Source organism: Methylophaga sp. UBA3613, assembly GCF_002375415.1.
GTDB lineage: Bacteria > Pseudomonadota > Gammaproteobacteria > Nitrosococcales > Methylophagaceae > Methylophaga.
Genome location: NZ_DFLS01000007.1, coordinates 128,676 through 146,114 on the forward strand (window position 1 = coordinate 128,676; position 17,439 = coordinate 146,114).

Annotated in this window: 17 protein-coding genes; 13 read left to right on the top strand and 4 right to left on the bottom strand. The window is 47.1% G+C overall.

What is annotated here, in order from left to right:
- Window positions 1–18: 18 nt before the first annotated feature.
- From topA to B3S93_RS09255, 4 genes are all read right to left on the bottom strand, one after another.
- Complete coding sequence (gene topA / locus B3S93_RS09240) at window positions 19–2,301, bottom strand: type I DNA topoisomerase (protein ID WP_292358525.1); 2,283 nt, start codon at window positions 2,299–2,301, stop codon at window positions 19–21.
- An 84-nt stretch (window positions 2,302–2,385) separates the two neighbouring features.
- Window positions 2,386–2,853, bottom strand: coding sequence for a DUF494 family protein (locus B3S93_RS09245; protein ID WP_292358527.1), 468 nt, complete (start codon window positions 2,851–2,853; stop codon window positions 2,386–2,388).
- Between the two features lie 23 nt (window positions 2,854–2,876).
- Window positions 2,877–3,998 carry a DNA-processing protein DprA gene (gene dprA / locus B3S93_RS09250; RefSeq protein WP_292402571.1) on the bottom strand — a complete coding sequence of 374 codons (1,122 nt, stop codon included), beginning with the start codon at window positions 3,996–3,998 and terminating at the stop codon, window positions 2,877–2,879.
- A 10-nt stretch (window positions 3,999–4,008) separates the two neighbouring features.
- Window positions 4,009–5,040, bottom strand: a complete 1,032-nt coding sequence (locus B3S93_RS09255; RefSeq protein WP_414673861.1) for a LysM peptidoglycan-binding domain-containing protein — start codon at window positions 5,038–5,040, stop codon at window positions 4,009–4,011.
- Window positions 5,041–5,227: 187 nt separating this feature from the next.
- On the opposite strand from B3S93_RS09255, the gene B3S93_RS09260 reads away from it, so the two are divergent.
- The 13 genes from B3S93_RS09260 to B3S93_RS09320 are packed head-to-tail and all read left to right on the top strand — an operon-like array spanning window position 5,228 to window position 17,438.
- A complete protein-coding gene (locus B3S93_RS09260) occupies window positions 5,228–5,545 on the top strand; it encodes a c-type cytochrome (protein WP_292358533.1) in 318 nt (105 codons plus the stop codon).
- Window positions 5,546–5,582: 37 nt separating this feature from the next.
- Entirely contained in the window at window positions 5,583–6,086 is a 504-nt protein-coding gene (gene def / locus B3S93_RS09265) for a peptide deformylase (RefSeq protein WP_292358535.1), read from the top strand.
- 8 nt (window positions 6,087–6,094) lie between these two features.
- Window positions 6,095–7,027, top strand: a complete 933-nt coding sequence (gene fmt / locus B3S93_RS09270; RefSeq protein WP_292402566.1) for a methionyl-tRNA formyltransferase — start codon at window positions 6,095–6,097, stop codon at window positions 7,025–7,027.
- The gene (gene rsmB, locus B3S93_RS09275) at window positions 7,020–8,327 is read left to right on the top strand and encodes a 16S rRNA (cytosine(967)-C(5))-methyltransferase RsmB (RefSeq protein ID WP_292402563.1); all 1,308 of its coding nucleotides are present in this window, start codon (window positions 7,020–7,022) and stop codon (window positions 8,325–8,327) included. The genes fmt and rsmB overlap by 8 nt, the downstream gene beginning before the upstream one ends.
- Window positions 8,305–8,886, top strand: coding sequence for a DUF4390 domain-containing protein (locus B3S93_RS09280; RefSeq protein ID WP_292358538.1), 582 nt, complete (start codon window positions 8,305–8,307; stop codon window positions 8,884–8,886). Before rsmB ends, B3S93_RS09280 begins: the two co-directional genes overlap by 23 nt.
- The gene (locus B3S93_RS09285; protein ID WP_292358540.1) at window positions 8,871–11,030 is read left to right on the top strand and encodes an ATP-binding protein; all 2,160 of its coding nucleotides are present in this window, start codon (window positions 8,871–8,873) and stop codon (window positions 11,028–11,030) included. The genes B3S93_RS09280 and B3S93_RS09285 overlap by 16 nt, the downstream gene beginning before the upstream one ends.
- 2 nt (window positions 11,031–11,032) lie before the next feature.
- Complete coding sequence (locus B3S93_RS09290) at window positions 11,033–12,307, top strand: sigma-54-dependent transcriptional regulator (protein ID WP_292358542.1); 1,275 nt, start codon at window positions 11,033–11,035, stop codon at window positions 12,305–12,307.
- 9 nt (window positions 12,308–12,316) lie between these two features.
- Entirely contained in the window at window positions 12,317–13,690 is a 1,374-nt protein-coding gene (gene trkA, locus B3S93_RS09295) for a Trk system potassium transporter TrkA (protein ID WP_292358544.1), read from the top strand.
- A gap of 3 nt (window positions 13,691–13,693) precedes the next feature.
- Window positions 13,694–14,251, top strand: coding sequence for a YqgE/AlgH family protein (locus B3S93_RS09300; RefSeq protein WP_292358546.1), 558 nt, complete (start codon window positions 13,694–13,696; stop codon window positions 14,249–14,251).
- Window positions 14,248–14,667: a Holliday junction resolvase RuvX gene (gene ruvX, locus B3S93_RS09305; RefSeq protein WP_292358548.1), complete on the top strand. Its 420-nt coding sequence runs from the start codon at window positions 14,248–14,250 to the stop codon at window positions 14,665–14,667. Before B3S93_RS09300 ends, ruvX begins: the two co-directional genes overlap by 4 nt.
- On the top strand, window positions 14,664–15,194 hold the full coding sequence (gene pyrR / locus B3S93_RS09310; RefSeq protein ID WP_292358550.1) for a bifunctional pyr operon transcriptional regulator/uracil phosphoribosyltransferase PyrR: 531 nt from the start codon (window positions 14,664–14,666) through the stop codon (window positions 15,192–15,194). Before ruvX ends, pyrR begins: the two co-directional genes overlap by 4 nt.
- On the top strand, window positions 15,184–16,158 hold the full coding sequence (locus tag B3S93_RS09315; RefSeq protein WP_292358551.1) for an aspartate carbamoyltransferase catalytic subunit: 975 nt from the start codon (window positions 15,184–15,186) through the stop codon (window positions 16,156–16,158). Before pyrR ends, B3S93_RS09315 begins: the two co-directional genes overlap by 11 nt.
- On the top strand, window positions 16,155–17,438 hold the full coding sequence (locus B3S93_RS09320) for a dihydroorotase (protein WP_292402560.1): 1,284 nt from the start codon (window positions 16,155–16,157) through the stop codon (window positions 17,436–17,438). The genes B3S93_RS09315 and B3S93_RS09320 overlap by 4 nt, the downstream gene beginning before the upstream one ends.
- Window position 17,439: the final 1 nt, after the last annotated feature.

Consider the following 17,439-nt stretch of genomic DNA (forward strand, 5'->3'; position numbering starts at 1 on the left):
TCGCGTCCCTTTTTATTGTTAAGCGCTTTCCACTTTCTCACTAAAGCCACAATCCTTCTGCGGACAGACTTTTTCGGTGCCTTTGCTCTTGGTTGTCTTAATGGTCAATATCGGCCACTGACAATTTGGACAGGCTTCTTTGATCGGTTCGTTCCATAATGCATAGTCGCAGGTCGGATATTCCGAGCAAGAATAAAACACTTTGCCTCGGCGTGACTTGCGCGTCAGGATTTCGCCCTTATTACATTTGGGGCATTCAACGCCAGTATTTTCAGGCTGCTCCAGTGATTCAATGTGTTTGCATTTCGGGTAACTGCTACAGCCGATAAATTTACCGTATTTACCTGTACGTACCCACAAATCCGATTCACATTTCGGGCATTTACGCCCTTCAACCACTTCCGGCTCACTCGCGGTGGTTTCTTCACCATCAATATTGCGGGTGTAATCGCATTCCGGATAACCGGTACAGCCGATAAACCGGCCACTGCGGCCTAACCTGCTGGATAGTTTTTTACCACATTTAGGACAATCTTCATCCAGCAGTTCCTGAGTGACATCGCTACGCTGGACTTCTTTATCCTTGGTTTCAACCTGCTCTTTAAATGGTCCCCAGAAATTGCGTAATAAAGGAATCCACTCGGCTTCACCCCGCGACACCGCATCCAGATCATCTTCCAATTTGGCAGTAAAGTCATAGTCCACATAACGGGTAAAATGCTGAACCAGAAACTTGCCGACAACACGTCCCACATCGGTGGGGTGAAAACGTTTGTTAATCAACTCAACATATTCACGCTGCAATAATGTAGAGATGATGCTGGCATAGGTCGAAGGACGACCAATATCATGTTCTTCCAGACTTCTGACCAGACTGGCCTCACTGTATCTTGGTGGTGGCTCGGTAAAGTGCTGTTCAGGGCGAATGGCGACTAGATCTACAACCTCTCCGACTTCCATCGGCGGCAGGATATTTTCATCTTTGTCACCCTTGGTATCATCCTTCCCTTCCAGATAAACACTCATGAAACCCGGGTTTACCACGGTAGAACCATTGGCGCGGAAGGTATTGCCCTTACCACAGCCCAGATCCACGGCAACGGTATTCAAAGTCGCGTGGATCATCTGACTGGCTAATGTACGCTGCCATATCAGGTTATAAAGTTTGTGTTGATCGACGGATAAATATGCTTTCATTTCATCCGGCGTGCGTAAAACTGAGGTTGGTCTTATTGCCTCATGCGCTTCCTGGGCATTTTTGGATTTGGTTTTGTATTCCTGCGGTTTGCCTGGTACCGATTTCGCCCCATAGCGCTGACCGATAAACATGCGAATTTCTTCAATCGCTTCTGCCGCCAGCGACACAGAGTCAGTACGCATGTAGGTGATTAAACCTTCTGCACCCTCACCGGTATCAACACCCTCGTATAATTGCTGTGCCACACTCATCGTGCGCTGAGCGCCAAACCCCAGCTTACGGGAGGCTTCCTGTTGCAAGGTAGAGGTAGTAAATGGTGCTGCAGGATTACGCTTGCGTTGTTTTTTCTCAACGTGGGTAACTAGCAGTTTACCTTCAGCCGCTTTTGTTAATGTCGAAACGACATCCTCAGCTTGCTCGGTATGACCGATGCTGAACTGGCTCAGCTTCTCATTTTTATAGTGGGTTAACTTCGCCTGAAACGGGGTTTTCTCAGCGGTGGCATCTGCTTCAATGGTCCAGTATTCCTGAGCTTTGAAAGCTTCAATTTCCAGCTCACGCTCGACAATCATCCGTAACGCAGGACTTTGTACCCGGCCAGCAGATAAGCCGCGACGTACTTTCTTCCATAATAACGGGGAAAGGGTGAAGCCGACCAGATAGTCTAGCGCACGGCGTGCCTGCTGAGCGTTAACCAGATCCATCGACAATTCGCGTGGATTGGCTACCGCATCATTAACGGCCTGTTTGGTGATCTCATGGAAAACAACACGGAAGGTTTCTTTATCTTTTAACACACCCTTCTTTTTCAATAACTCATACAGATGCCAGGAGATTGCTTCTCCTTCACGATCCGGATCCGTTGCCAGATAGAGCGTGTCAGCTTTTTTCATGGCCTTGGCAATCGCCTCGACATGTTTGCTGTTGCGATCAATCACTTGATATTTCATCGCAAAATCATTTGACGGATCGACGGCTCCTTCTTTGGGCTGTAAATCTCTCACATGACCATAAGATGCCAAGACTTCTACATCTTTGCCCAGATACTTTTTGATGGTCTTGGCCTTGGCCGGAGACTCAACAATAACGAGTTTTTTTCCCATATAATCCTGTACCAAAAATAGACGCTCTAAATAACACTGCCCGTGTAAAACGGGCAGTATTAAGGAGAATAAGAGCGGTCAGATTTAGTGAATAACCGCCTCCAAATCTTCAAACACCAGATCTTCCATCCAGGCATAAGCAACTTCTCGGCCCGGTTGATAAAACAGCACCATGAGTACGACCCACTTGAGCTGTTCCAAATCAATTTCTTCGCTGTCTAATGCCAATACACGTTCAATAACTACTTCGCGAGTTTCGACATCCAAAACACCGACCTGTTCCAAAAACAGTAAATAGCCTCGACAATGAATATCGAGACGCTCTATTTCACTCTCACTGAAAACACGAATATGTGTATTGGGATTGTCTGTCTGCGGAGCCACTACCGTCATATTGTCTAGCCAATCAAGTGCTTTGTGTATTTCCATTTCCTGAAAGCCGACCTGTTCTAATTCAAGCTCCAGGACATCTTTATCAGGCTGACTGCTATTTTCTGTATCGATATAGTTTTCGAACAGATAGAGCAACACATCAATTACATTTTCTTTCATCGGCTTCTCTGTTGTGGGCGTGATCAGGTTCCGTTTCGAACGTAACGTCCTCCAGGCAGTGAAGCAACCTGACCTTGCAGCTCCAGTAATAACAGCATGGATGAAACGGCATCAGCCGTCAATCCGCTTTTGTCAATAAGTATATCGATATGGATCGGGTCATAACCCAAAAACTCAAACAATAACTGGTAATCATTATCCAATTCTGCTTGCACCGATGCTTGCTCTAATGAGGTCGGTTTCTCCAAAGCTTGCGGAACAACCCCGGCAATGGCCCCCAGTTCTTCAATAATGTCATTTGCCGTTTCCACCAGCTTTGCTCCCTCACGTATCAACTGATGACAGCCCCGGGATAATGGATTATGAATTGATCCAGGAATAGCAAACACTTCACGACTCTGTTCCATAGCCATTCTGGCCGTAATCAATGAGCCACTTTTCACTGCCGCCTCCACAACCAAAGTGCCAAGGCTCAAACCACTTATAATACGGTTACGGCGAGGAAAGTTTTCCGCTTTGGGTGAAGTGCCTAATGGAAATTCAGAAACAATCGCCCCCCCTTCGGCAATGTGATGTGCCAGATTTCTGTGTGATGCTGGATACACTCGATCCAAACCGGTACCAATCACCGCGATTGTTTTGCCAGATGCTGCCAGAGCGCCTTTATGAGCGGCAGCATCAATACCCGTGGCCAAACCACTGGTAATGACAATATCGCCCTGAGCCAGGTATCGCGCGAATTCAAATGCTGTGTCGCTGCCTGAAGCGGTCGGGTTACGACTACCCACAATCGCCAACTGCCAGTTGTTAAGCAGATTGATATCCCCCTGAACATACAATAAAGCCGGAGGATCAGGTATTTGTTGAAGCAACTCTGGATAAAGATGATGTTGTTGATCGATGACATGGCGATTATCAGCTGATAGCCATTCCAAATCTCGCTCAACCTGCTCCCAATCTGGCGTTTGTAGCGCCGAGACAATTTTTGGATCAAAACCTTTTAATAAGCTTGGCGCTTGAAAAATATCAGCTGGTTGATGAACTTGCTGTAGCAGTTTGTTAAAAGTGGCTGGCCCAACACCCGGAATACGTTGCAGAGCCAGCTGACATGCCAGAGACAGTTGCGAAGCAGAAAATCTATGCAAACTGTTTCCTTTATTCTGCAGAACGCACCTTGTCAAAAAGGTGCATGGAGGTAGTTGCTTTCATCACAATCGCATAACTTACCTTTTCATAAAGCTTGAATACCAAAGCCTCCCCGGCGTGCACATCAGGCAGTGTCACCATCGCTTTACGATCTTCGCTGACGGCATCACGTATGGTTTTACCAGCTTTATATACGGAAAGAACATGGCCACTTTCCAGACCATCAAGTGTACCGAGATTTAGCACAATGATCTGATACTGACCCACCTGCGATACACCGTCAAATACCGAAATAATCATGCCATCCATTGGTTGTGATGGCGCACGGGGAATGAAGTTAAGTTCAAAATCCTCTTCTTCCACAGGCAACAACCTATCTCCCACCATCACTTCACGATTGGTATAGGTTAACCCCAGCGTGGAAACCTCTCCGGGCTCTTTCACCACAGCATCGCCTGTATATATAGCTTCAACGCCGAGCTCTTCGCCGGTATTGGGATCAAAATAAATCTTACCGCCACGGAACACATTAAATTCATTTTGCTCAGGATCAATAATACCTTTGGCATAAACAATATCGCCGGCTCCAGACAATAATCTTTCATCAGAAGTGGCAACAACATAGGGGGCAGCGTCAAGAACTTCAGCACCGACTACTCGAGGTTTCGTCAGAAAAGGTCGGATAATTGATAAAGGAATGGTATGGATGGCTTCATCCATTCGAATTTCACGCATTTCTGGTGAAAGTTTGTAAGTCTGCTGTCCACGGCTTAGCTCGAGTACTGGCCGACCATCACGATATACCAGCGTTAATTCATCGCCAGGATAGATAAGATGAGGGTTTTCAACCTGAGGATTTACCTGCCAGATTTCAGGCCAGTGCCAGGGGTATTGCAGAAATTTGGCTGATATATCCCAAAGTGTATCGCCTTTAACGACCACATAACGATCCGGATGATCAGGATTAAGGGCCACCTCATTTGCAAGCACTGAAGCACTCATCAACAGGGCGAAGAAACCTAAACAGATGTGACGTATCATCATAAAATCCTCATGGACGCTACAGGGCAGCCATTATCCCTGGACAGACAGCAACGGCTCATAGTGTCTAATAAGCGATTACACTAATCAAGTAATCCAGCAACAAACTTGGTTTATAATGTGTCGATATCTCGACTGGTTAAACTTTTTCAGTCTGGCAATACCAACTTACTTGACGGAGAACAGCATGAAATTAACGTTGTGTTTTATTATCGGCATTGCTGCCGTTATGATGAATTCCCTGGCTATTGCTGAAGGCGATATTGCTGCCGGAAAGGCAAAGTCCGCCGTCTGTTCAACCTGTCATGGTGCTGAAGGCATCGCAATTATGCCAGTTTATCCGAATCTCGCTGGACAGAATGCTGAGTATTTAGTGTCAGCGCTTAAAGCTTATCGTGATAAGCAACGCCAGGGTGGTATGGCCGCGATCATGCAGATGCAAGCGAATAACTTGTCAGACGAAGATATCGCCAACCTCGCAGCATATTACTCAAGTTTGAAATAACTGACTGCTGGTGAAATGATTTATAGCAGGTACTGAAATGGCTCAACTGAATATATTGCACTTCCCCGATCCCAGGCTACGTCTGAAAGCGAAGCCTATTGAAAAGGTAACGGATGAAATCCGCCAGCTGGCAAATGATATGCTGGAAACCATGTACGATGCTCCGGGCATTGGCCTTGCTGCCACTCAGGTTAATCAACAGAAACGGTTAATTGTTATCGATGTTTCTGAAGATAAAACCAGCCCGCTGTTTTTGATTAACCCCGAGTTAATTGAAACCGAAGGCGAACGTGAATTTGAAGAGGGCTGTCTTTCGGTACCGGAAGCTTATGAAACAGTTACCCGCGCTGACACGATCCGCGTCCGTGCATTGAATCTGCAAGGCGAACCGTTTGAAATGGATGCCGATGGTATTCTGGCAACCTGTATTCAGCATGAAATCGATCATCTGGAAGGCAAACTGTTTGTTGATTATCTTAGTAATCTCAAACGTCAACGCATCAAAAAACGGCTGGAGAAACACCAGAAACAAAAATTATAAGGACATCCATGCGCATCATTTTTGCCGGCACTCCGGACTTTGCAGCAACCACGCTGGCGGCTCTACTGACAACCGAACATGAAATTTGCGCCGTCTATTCACAACCGGATCGTCCGGCTGGCAGAGGTCGGAAACTGACTGCCAGCCCGGTTAAGCAACTTGCTTTACAACACCATATCCCGGTTGAACAACCACTCAATTTCAAAGCTGAAGCCGATCGAGCTACCCTTGCCAGTTATCAGGCAGACTTAATGATTGTAGTAGCCTATGGGTTATTGTTACCACAAAGTGTTTTGGACACTCCCCGACTGGGCTGCATTAATGTTCATGCCTCCCTGTTACCACGCTGGCGTGGTGCCGCTCCGATTCAACGTGCCATCCTGGCTGGGGATAAACAAACCGGTGTTTGTATTATGCAAATGGAAGCCGGACTGGATACCGGACCGGTTATCAAACGTGCAGAAATAGCCGTAGAAGCAAATGATACTGGCGAACAACTGCATGACAAACTGGCATTGCTGGGTGCCAACACCCTGCTGGAAACATTGAATAACTTTGAGGAATTACAATCTCAGGCTATTCCACAAGACGACAGAGAAAGCTGCTATGCCTCTAAACTCTTGAAAGCTGAAGCTAATATTGACTGGTCACAATCTGCCCAGCAAATCGATCGGCAGATCCGCGCGTTTAATTCCTGGCCGGTTGCCCAGACCCTGTGGCAGGACAAAATGCTGCGGATCTGGCAGGCAACAGTTGTTGACTCGCAAAACCATGCTGTGAAACCAGGCACGATTATCCAGGCAGACCGTCACGGAATTGATGTTGCTACCGGGGATGGTGTCATTCGCTTATTATCGCTCCAGGCGCCGGGGAAAAAGGCCGTTCCAACCAATGACTTTCTGAATGCGCACCCCTTAAAGGCAGGCGACTATTTTGGCTAAAAGTAATTTATTATGCCCACGCAGTGCCGCCGCTTTGGTCATACAGCGGGTAACGCAGGGCCAATCATTAAACACCGCTTTTGTAGATATCAGTAAACGACTGGATGAAACTCAACGCCCCCTGTTCCACCAATTAACCTATGGTGTAATCCGTTGGTTTTTTGCCCTCGAAAGCATCAGTCAGCAAATACTTTCCAAACCGTTAAAAACGAAAGATGCTGATATTCAGGCTTTGCTTCTGGTAGGTATATATCAGCTTCGCTCGTTACGCATACCTGATCATGCCGCCCTGTCAGAAACGGTTAACGCCAGTAAACGCTTGAACAAACAATGGGCAAGCGGATTAATCAATGCCTGTCTGCGAAATTATCAGCGCCAGCAGAAAACATTGGAAGAAACCCTGGCAGAACAAACAGTGACGGAATATGCTCATCCAGCCTGGCTGATTGAAAAATATCAGGCTGACTGGCCAGATTTGTGGCAAGACATTTTGACGGCCAACAATCAGCAACCGCCGATGATGCTTAGGGTTAACAGCCGGGAATATTCCCAGTCGGAATATCTGGAGTTATTAGAAAAAGCCACCATTCCTGGCACCGCGATTGAAAACTGTCCTCAAGGGATCTTGCTGGAACAAGCCTGTGATGTATTTGCTTTGCCAGGTTTTGTAGAAGGTGCGGTTTCTGTGCAGGATGGTGCTGCGCAACAAGTAGTTGATTTACTTGATTTACAACCAAACCAGCGCATTCTCGATGCCTGTTCGGCACCGGGTGGAAAAACCTGTCATATTCTGGAAAGATTTCCAAATAATGAAGTTATCGCTGTGGATATCAGTCAGGAGCGGCTCAAGCAGGTTGAGGAAAATCTGTCACGATTGAATTTATCGGCAAATTGTCTCGCAGGGGATGCCAGCAATCCACAAAACTGGTGGAATGGTGAACAATTTGACCGTATATTGGTTGATGCGCCATGTACTGGCAGTGGTGTTATCAGACGGCATCCGGATATAAAACTGCTTCGAAAAGCAGAAGATATCGAACAGTTGGTCGGACAGCAGCAAGCATTGCTGGATAATTTATGGCCATTACTGAAACCGGATGGCTTGTTAATTTACACCACTTGTTCTGCTTTGAAGCAGGAAAATGAACTACAGATAGAAGCATTTTTGCAACGCCAGCCCGAGGCAATGGAGCAGCTTCCATCCCGGGCTCCAGCTCGAAGAGTAAGCTTCGGCTATCAATTGCTACCGGGAGATAACCATCTGGATGGTTTCTATTATGCCTGCCTACGTCACCGTTAAACGTCTTCTGGCGTTTTTTTTGTTGCTGTTTGTCTCTGTGCAAACCGTACAGGCTGAGACATTTTACATAGAACAGGCACGCACCTCTCCGGCAGGCAACGGTTATCTATTGAATGCTTCTATCAGCTACCCGTTAAATGCCCGGGTTAAAGAAGCCCTCTATAATGGAGTGCCAATTACCTTTGTACAGGAAATCCAGCTAATCAGAAGTTATCCGGTACTGGGAGAATGGTGGCAATGGCAGAGTAATATCTGGTCCAATGAAATACGCTATGTATTGCGTTATCACGACTTGTCTCAGCAATATCTCTTACATTCCATGGACACCAAAACGCATCGCAATTTTACGACCATGGAAAGTGCATTAAGCGCCATGGGAGAGATTAAAGATTTCAGTCTGCCACCACAACATACGTTAGATACCAGTGACCTGACTCTAAGAGTTCGCAGTCAGATTGATTTAAACGCGCTGCCTTCGCCTATGCGGCCTGGAGCGTTTCTGTCAAATAAATGGGATTTAGCCAGCGATTGGTATGAGGTGGCATGGCCTTCCAATTAATAAGAGGTCTCAGCTCGGGAACTGCACCGTATTTTTCACTGGCTTTATTATTATTAATATTGGCCTACATGCTCAGTGCGGCTACCCAGGACACCTCTCGTCTCAGTGATTTATTTCTTTATATTTTTGGCCTGGGGCTAGTCTGCCTGCTGTTACTGGCCGGGATCCTGGCCCGGGGGTTATATCGACTTTACCGTGACTTCAAACGCAAAGCGCCTGGCTCCCGCCTCACACTGAAACTGGTCAGCTTGTTTGTGCTGCTGATCGTAGGGTCTACCAGTATTGTTTACGGGTTCTCCGTACATTTTCTGCAACGTGGCATCAATAGCTGGTTTGATGTAAAAGTCGAACAGGCTTTGGAGGACTCACTGGAACTGAGTCGTAGCGCATTTGGTATTCGTATGCGTACCTTACTCCGTCAGACACGAATGATGGCCGGTGTATTATCAGAACTACCGGACGCACGACTAACCAATAGCCTGCGAGAACTGGTGCAACTAAGTGGCGCACTGGAAATCAGTATCTGGAATATGCAAGGTCGACTGGTAGTCTCCAGCATTGAAAATCCGGCCATTATTATCCCCAATGCGCCTGATGAATCTATCGTACGTCGTCTGCAACAAGGCGAAGACTATATAGGTCTGGATCCGGCAGCAAATGATGAACTGCAATTACGTGCAGCGGTAATGTTGCCACGAAAATCCATTCTAGCCGAAGAACGCTATTTACATGTGGCTTTTCCGGTCAATGACCATTTGAGTTCATTGGGCAAAAATGTTCAGGATGCCTATACCGACTATAAAGAGCTGAGCTATTTACGCAAACCGTTAGTGACCATATTTACCTTGACGTTGAGCCTGATAGTTTTCCTGACCATGCTCGCCTCAATCTGGTTTGCGGTATGGATCTCTCGACGTATGGTTCAACCCTTGCAGGAACTGGCAGAAGGGACTCAGGCTGTTGCCTCAGGGAATTACAATATGCAACTTACCGCCTCAGGTCATGATGAAATCGGTTTTCTGGTACGCTCTTTCAACCAGATGACCCAACGCCTGACACAAGCCAGAAATGCCTCAGACAGAAGCCATCGCTTACTGGAACAACAGACCAGTTATCTGACCACCGTATTGGGCAGCCTATCAAGCGGGGTTATTACCATTGATAATGATCTGTACCTACGCACCGCCAATTTGGCCAGCAGTCAGATCCTGGGCGTCAATTTACAGCAAAGACTGGAAAGCTCTTTAGATGCTCTGGCCAAGCTTAATGACAATCTGCATAGCTTTGCCTTACTGATTCAAAATTACACCTTCAAGTCCGTCGCCTGGCAACAACAGATAGAGCTGCAGCAAACCAAAGGTCGTCAAACCTTAATGTGTCATGGTACCCCCCTGCCCGGTCAAACCGGCTGGGTGATTGTATTTGATGACATCACAGCCCTGTTACAGGCACAGCGAAATGCCGCCTGGGGCGAAGTTGCCAGACGCCTGGCACATGAAATTAAAAATCCACTTACTCCCATTCAGTTATCTGCTGAACGTTTACAACATAAATACGCGTCATTGGTGCCACCGGATCAAACCGAGACATTACAGAAGCTCACTGATACTATCGTGCAGCAGGTTGAGGCCATGAAAGATATGGTCAATGAATTTTCCGACTATGCCCGCAGCCCGGGTTTACAGTTTGAAACGGTGTCAATTGGTGAATTGCTAAGGGAAGTACTAACCCTTTACCAGAGTCATTCCAACCATCAATTTATTTTATTGAACAGTCCAACGGACATTCGTATAAAACTTGATAAAAACCGCATGCGGCAGGTATTTCATAATCTGTTAAAAAATGCCATTGAAGCCAGTGAAGAAGCCGGTAAACCTGTAGATATAGCCATTAGTTACCACATTATTGTGCAGCAGCATATGCCATGGCTGGAAATCACTTTCAATGATCAGGGACCGGGGCTTCCACAAAACATGGTGGACAAATTGTTTGAGCCTTATGCAACCACCAAAACCAAAGGAACCGGGCTGGGACTGGCGATTGTCAAAAAAATCATTGAAGAACATGGCGGGGATGTCTGGGCAGAAAACCTTAACCCCGAAGGAGCAGGTATAATAATCCGGCTACCACTGGAGGAAGACTAGGCGTGAGCAACGAAAAACCACTGATTTTAGTTGTCGATGATGAGCCCGATATTCGTGAACTCATTAAAGATATTCTTGAAGACGAAGCCTACCGGGTAATCACCGCAAGCAATGGTGAAGAAGCACGTCTTGTCTTTACCCAGAAACAGCCTCAACTGGTCTTGCTGGATATCTGGATGCCCGATGTTGACGGAATTACACTGCTTAAGGAATTCAAACAACAGAACACTGGCGTCACTATTGTGATGATGTCCGGCCATGGCACCATTGAAACCGCTGTCGAAGCCACCCGCTCAGGTGCCAGCGATTTTATTGAAAAACCTTTATCCATGGCCAAACTGCTTCGTGCGGTTGAATTAGCCATTGAAAATCGAGCAAAACAGGCCGCCCAGCGTCATGAGTTTGCATTAGAACCCGTCGGTAAAAGTGCCAAAATGACTCAGCTTCGTGAACAGGCTGAACGCATTGCCGGACACGAAATGCCTATTCTGCTGATTGGCGAGGGCGGTACTGGTAAACATTGTTTTGCTTATTATCTGCATAGACTGGGCCTGTACAACAATGGCAAATTTATTGAGGTTAGTCCGGAAAGTTTTCCACCAGACAGTCACAAACTAATTTCACTGGCCAAAAACAATACGCTGTATATCAATGATGTCGCCTTACTCAGTGATGAAGCTCAGGCCTTGCTGCAGCATTTGCTGGAAAGCGGCAGATTAAAAGAGTGTCAGTTGATCTGTGCTACCCAGTTGGGCCTTGATAAATTCATCGCCCGCGGCGATTTCAGCGAAGGTTTGTTTTATCAGCTCAATACCATCACGTTGCAACTACCTGCTTTACGTGATCACGTTGAGGACATTCCCGAACTGGTACACTTTTTTGTCGATCAGCAAACCACCCAGGCCGATCTGCCTTATCGTCGTTTTACTGTCGCCGCACAAAATCGTCTCCGCAATTATGCCTGGCCGGGCAATGTGCTCGAACTGAAAAACGTTATCCAGCGATTGCTGGTTTTGGGTGATTCCGATGATATTGACGTCGATGATGTGGAAACCGCACTGCAGTCAGAGCAGCCACCTCAAGCGGATGATGTCACCGGTATCAATTTTGACCAGCCTTTACGCGAAGCACGCGAACAGTTTGAACGAATATATCTGCTGCAAAAACTGCAGGAAACCGATGGCAATGTGGGAAAAGCCGCTAAATTAGCTGGCATGGAACGCACCCATCTTTACCGAAAACTTCGAGCACTAGGCATTGATAGTAAACAAGTATAAGGGTTTGTAATGAAGATTCTGATCCTCGGTGCCGGACAGGTTGGCGCTTCAGTTGCTGCCACCCTTGCCCGGGAAGATGACGACATTACCCTGGTCGATACCGATGCCAATAGCCTGCATAAACTTCAGGATCATTACGATATTCGAACGGTACAGGGACTTGCCTCACATCCTGATGTGCTGGAACGGGCTGGTGCAGCAGATGCCGATTTGGTACTGGCAGTCACTAATAGTGACGAAACCAATATGGTAGCCTGCCAGATTTGTCATACGCTATATAACACACCCACCAAAATTGCCCGGATCCGTACGCCGGAATACCTCACCAAACCTGAATTATTCAGTAACGAAGCCATTGCCATTGATGTATTAATCAGCCCTGAACAACTGGTGACCGATTATATTGAAAGATTAATCAGCCACCCGAATGCCTTACAGGTGCTGGATTTTGCCGATGGACTGGTTCAGCTGGTAGCGGTGAGAGCTTTCCATGGCGGGCCATTAGTGGGTAATCCCCTACGCGAATTACGTAAACATATTCCCAAAACCGAAACACGGGTCGCCGCTATTTTTCGTAATGGTAAAGCTATTCTGCCGGAAGCTGAAACGGTTATCGAAGCAGATGATGAAGTGTTTTTTATCGCAGCCAGCAAAGATATCCGCTCGGTGATGGCTGAATTGCGGCGGCTGGAAAAACCTTATAAAAGGATTATGTTGGCCGGCGGTGGCAATATCGGAATAAGACTGGCCCGAGCGCTGGAGCATGATTATCAAATCAAAATCATCGAAGCCAATAGTGCCCGAGCCGATTATTTATCAGAAGAGTTATCAAAAAGTATCGTTCTGCTTGGCGATGTGGCCAATGAGGAATTGCTCCGCGAAGAAGAAATCGACAATGTGGATTTGTTCTGTGCCCTGACCAATGATGACGAGGCGAATATCCTTTCAGCCATGCTGGCCAAACGTCTGGGGGCTCGCAAAGTGCTGTCGCTGATTAATCGTGCTGCTTATGTGGATCTGGTAGAAAGCGGTACCATCGATATCGCCCTGTCCCCCCAACAAGCCACTATCGGCAGTTTGCTGGCGCATATTCGTCGTGGTGATATTGTGGCGGTGCATTCATTACGTCGTGGGGCTGCTGAAGCTTTGGAGGCCATTGCTCATGGCGATAAAAGCTCATCGATGGTGGTGGGACGACGCATTGATGAAATTGACTTGCCACCAGGCACTTCTATCGGGGCAATTGTTCGTGGGGAGGAAGTGATTATTGCGCATCGCAATACCTTGGTTGAAGCAGAAGATCATGTGATTCTGTTTTTAACTAATAAACGTTATATCAAAGAGGTAGAGCGTTTATTCCAGGTAGGATTCACTTTCTTTTAATTTATGTCTTACTCACTTAAACATCATTTTCTCATCGCCATGCCCACGCTGATAGACAGTTTTTTCTATCATTCGGTAATTTATTTGTGTGAACACGACGAAGAAGGCGCGATGGGGCTGATTATTAATCGTCCAACCCGAATCATGATGCAGGAACTGCTTAATCATCTGCAGATTACCAACAATTCTGAATGGGCGATTAAAACAGCCGTTTTGTTTGGCGGGCCAGTACAGAAAGATCAGGGCATGGTAGTGCATGATGGTGGTGAAAAGTGGAAAAACACGCTGAAGATTACTGATGAAACATTTTTAACCACTTCCAGCGATATCCTGGAATCATTAGGCACCGAGAATGGCCCACCTCATTCGATTGTGACGCTGGGATATGCTGCCTGGGAAGCCGGTCAACTGGAACAGGAAATAGCCGATAACAGCTGGCTTACTGTTCAGGCAACCCCGGAACTGCTTTATGAAACACCTGCTGAAGAGCGCTGGCAGGCGGCTGCAAAATTACTGGGCATTGATATTAATCTGATGTCTAATACAACAGGTCATGCATGAGTACCGAGAAAAATATTCTCGGTTTTGACTTTGGTATGAAGAGTATAGGTGTCGCGGTTGGACATCATTTAACCCATACCGCCAGAGGCATCGCTGCTTTATCGGCCCGGGACGGGATTCCAGATTGGGATGATATCGCTAAAATAGTGGCTGAATGGCAGCCCGGACTTATCGTTGTGGGCTTACCGCTGAATATGGATGGCACCGAACAATTAATGACTGCTGCTGCCAGAAAATTTGGCAATCGGATGAACAATCGTTTTAATATCCCAGTGGTCTGGCAGGATGAGCGTTTAACCACATTCGAAGCGCTCGACCAAATGGGAATACGCAGTAAAATGCAGACCGACAAACGTAGTGATGTCGATAAACTCTCGGCTCAAATTATTCTTCAATCATGGCTGGACCAACAATGACAATGCCCAAAACATCAGCAGAAATTCAGAACCTGCTCGAAGAGATGGCTGAAACCATACGCGAAGAACTTGCGGATAAAGATCCGTTGCTGGTGGGGATTCATACCGGCGGGGTCTGGGTAGCAAAAGCATTGCAGAACATTCTAGGAGAAGACTTTTTTGATGCCCCGCTGGGTACATTGAATATTGCCTATTATCGTGATGATTTCACACGTATTGGCATGCACCCCCAAGTGTCTCCATCCGATCTGCCTTTTGAAGTCGATAATCGTCATCTGGTTCTGGTGGATGATATTTTTTACAGTGGTCGCACTACCCGCGCGGCGCTGAATGAAATTTTTGATTATGGACGCCCTGCGAGTGTCACATTAGCGGTGCTGATCGAGCGAAATGGCCGCGAATTACCGATTCGCCCGGATATTGTTGGCGCCTCCGTCATTTTGCCGCGTAATCAACATCTGAAATTGCGCAATAAAGATGGCTTACAACTGGAGATCCGTGCAGCTGGAGCACTTAATGCCGAGTAACCAACTGACAGAGAGCGGCCAGCTAAGACATTTTCTGACCATTGAAGGTCTGAAACGCCCTTTATTAACCGAAATTATGGATCGGGCTGAACAGTTCTCCGGAATCAGCCACCGCCAGGTAAAAAAAGTCCCACTGTTACGCGGCAAAACCATTATCAATCTGTTTTTTGAAAACAGTACACGTACCCGTTCTACTTTCGAACTGGCCGCCAAAAGACTTTCAGCCGATGTGATGAATTTTAATATCAACACATCAGCCACCTCCAAAGGCGAAAGCCTGCTTGACACCCTGCATAACCTTGAAGCCATGCACACTGATATGTTTGTGGTTCGCCATAATCAAAGTGGTGCGGCCGAGTTTATTGCACAGCATGTGGCGCCACATGTCAGCGTAATTAATGCTGGTGATGGTTGCCATGCTCACCCCACCCAAGCCATGCTGGATATGTTTACCATCCGCCGCCACAAACAGGATTTTGCCAATTTACGCGTGGCGATAATTGGCGATATTCTGCATTCGCGTGTGGCACGTTCGCAGATTCAGGCTTTAGCAACACTTGGGGTTGGTGAAATCCGCGTTATTGGTCCACAGACTTTATTGCCAAGAGAAAGTCAGACCCTTGGCGTACATGTTTATCACGATATGGAAAGTGGCCTTGAAGGGGTCGATGTGGTGATAACCCTGCGCCTGCAACTGGAACGTATGCAAGGAGCGTTATTACCCAGCGCACGAGAATATTTCCGCTGTTACGGACTAACGGAAGAAAAACTCAAATATGCCAAACCGGATGCCATTGTTATGCATCCCGGCCCCATTAATCGAGGCGTAGAAATAGCATCATCGGTTGCTGATGGGCCGCAATCCGTCATCCTGGAGCAGGTAACCCACGGCATAGCTATCCGTATGGCGGTAATGTCGATGGCGCTGGCCAGTCAATCAGAACAGGCAGAGATCGAAGAATGAAGATTTGTATTCTAAATGGTCGCGTCATTGACCCTGCCAGCCAGCTGGATATTGATCACAATATCTATATTGAAGACGGAAAAATTGTTGCCATAGCAGAAGATTTGGCAGGGTTTGATGCCGATATTGAAATTGATGCGTATAACAAAATTGTCTGTCCAGGCCTGGTGGATCTAAGTGCACGGCTACGTGAACCCGGCCAGGAACACACGGCAACAATTGAAAGTGAAACACGTGCTGCGGTAGCTGGTGGCATCACCACACTCGCCGTTCCCCCTGACACAGATCCGGTTATAGATAATCCGGCAGTGGTGGAATTGATAGAAGATCGTGCCAAGAAAGCCGGCCGTACCATGGTGTTGACGGTGGGCGCATTGACCCAAAAACTTAATGGTGAACTACTGGCTGAGATGGCTGCTTTAAAAGCGGCTGGCTGTGTCGGTGTCAGCAACGGCGTAACCGAGATTAAAAATACCGTAGTCTGGAGGCGTGCACTTGAATATGCCGCCACGCTGGATTTAACGGTGTTTATCAATGCAGCTGATCCCTGGTTGCAGAAACAGGGGTGTGTACATGAAGGTACTGTCAGTGCCCGGCTGGGGTTATCCGGTATTCCGGAAAGTGCAGAAACCATCGCCGTGAGCCGTGATTTGATTCTAATCGAACAAACCGGAGTACGCGCTCACTTTCATAGTTTATCTACAGGTAAAGCGGTTAAACTGATTCGTGAAGCACAGGATCGGGGGCTACCTGTCACTGCCGATGTCAGCGCCCACCACTTACATCTTTGTGAACATGACCTGGGTAATTACGATAGTTTCAGTCATGTGATGCCACCTTTACGAGGTGTACGGGATCGGGAACAGCTAAAACAAGGCCTGCGCGATGGTGTTATCCAGGCAGTCTCTTCTCATCATCAACCGTTGGATGCGGATGCCAAACTGGGTCCATTTGCAGAAACGACGCCAGGGCTTTCAGCGTTGGAAACCCTGCTACCTCTTACCCTTAAATTAGTGGAAGATGATGAAATCAGCCTGCATCAGGCTATCGCCAGTCTGACCTGCCAACCCGCAGCTATTCTGGGTATTGACGCTGGACAGCTCAAAGCCGGTGCCAGTGCAGATATCTGTATTATTGACCCGGATGTGCAATATGACTGCCTGCCATCAGCTTTTATCAGTGCAGGCAAAAACAGTCCGTTTGGCGGCTGGTTGTTCCAACATCAGGTCAGCCATACCCTGTTTCAGGGTAAAGTCGTTTATCAACGCGAGCCCAACTAAC

Excerpts from the sequence above, each read along its gene's own strand:
- topA (WP_292358525.1), bottom strand. The coding sequence starts at position 2,301 with ATGGGAAAAAAACTCGTTATTGTTGAGTCTCCGGCCAAGGCCAAGACC.
- B3S93_RS09245 (WP_292358527.1), bottom strand. The coding sequence starts at position 2,853 with ATGAAAGAAAATGTAATTGATGTGTTGCTCTATCTGTTCGAAAACTAT.
- B3S93_RS09255 (WP_414673861.1), bottom strand. The coding sequence starts at position 5,040 with ATGATACGTCACATCTGTTTAGGTTTCTTCGCCCTGTTGATGAGTGCT.
- B3S93_RS09260 (WP_292358533.1), top strand. The coding sequence starts at position 5,228 with ATGAAATTAACGTTGTGTTTTATTATCGGCATTGCTGCCGTTATGATG.
- def (WP_292358535.1), top strand. The coding sequence starts at position 5,583 with ATGGCTCAACTGAATATATTGCACTTCCCCGATCCCAGGCTACGTCTG.
- fmt (WP_292402566.1), top strand. The coding sequence starts at position 6,095 with ATGCGCATCATTTTTGCCGGCACTCCGGACTTTGCAGCAACCACGCTG.
- B3S93_RS09280 (WP_292358538.1), top strand. The coding sequence starts at position 8,305 with ATGCCTGCCTACGTCACCGTTAAACGTCTTCTGGCGTTTTTTTTGTTG.
- B3S93_RS09285 (WP_292358540.1), top strand. The coding sequence starts at position 8,871 with ATGGCCTTCCAATTAATAAGAGGTCTCAGCTCGGGAACTGCACCGTAT.
- trkA (WP_292358544.1), top strand. The coding sequence starts at position 12,317 with ATGAAGATTCTGATCCTCGGTGCCGGACAGGTTGGCGCTTCAGTTGCT.
- B3S93_RS09300 (WP_292358546.1), top strand. The coding sequence starts at position 13,694 with ATGTCTTACTCACTTAAACATCATTTTCTCATCGCCATGCCCACGCTG.
- ruvX (WP_292358548.1), top strand. The coding sequence starts at position 14,248 with ATGAGTACCGAGAAAAATATTCTCGGTTTTGACTTTGGTATGAAGAGT.
- pyrR (WP_292358550.1), top strand. The coding sequence starts at position 14,664 with ATGACAATGCCCAAAACATCAGCAGAAATTCAGAACCTGCTCGAAGAG.
- B3S93_RS09315 (WP_292358551.1), top strand. The coding sequence starts at position 15,184 with ATGCCGAGTAACCAACTGACAGAGAGCGGCCAGCTAAGACATTTTCTG.
- B3S93_RS09320 (WP_292402560.1), top strand. The coding sequence starts at position 16,155 with ATGAAGATTTGTATTCTAAATGGTCGCGTCATTGACCCTGCCAGCCAG.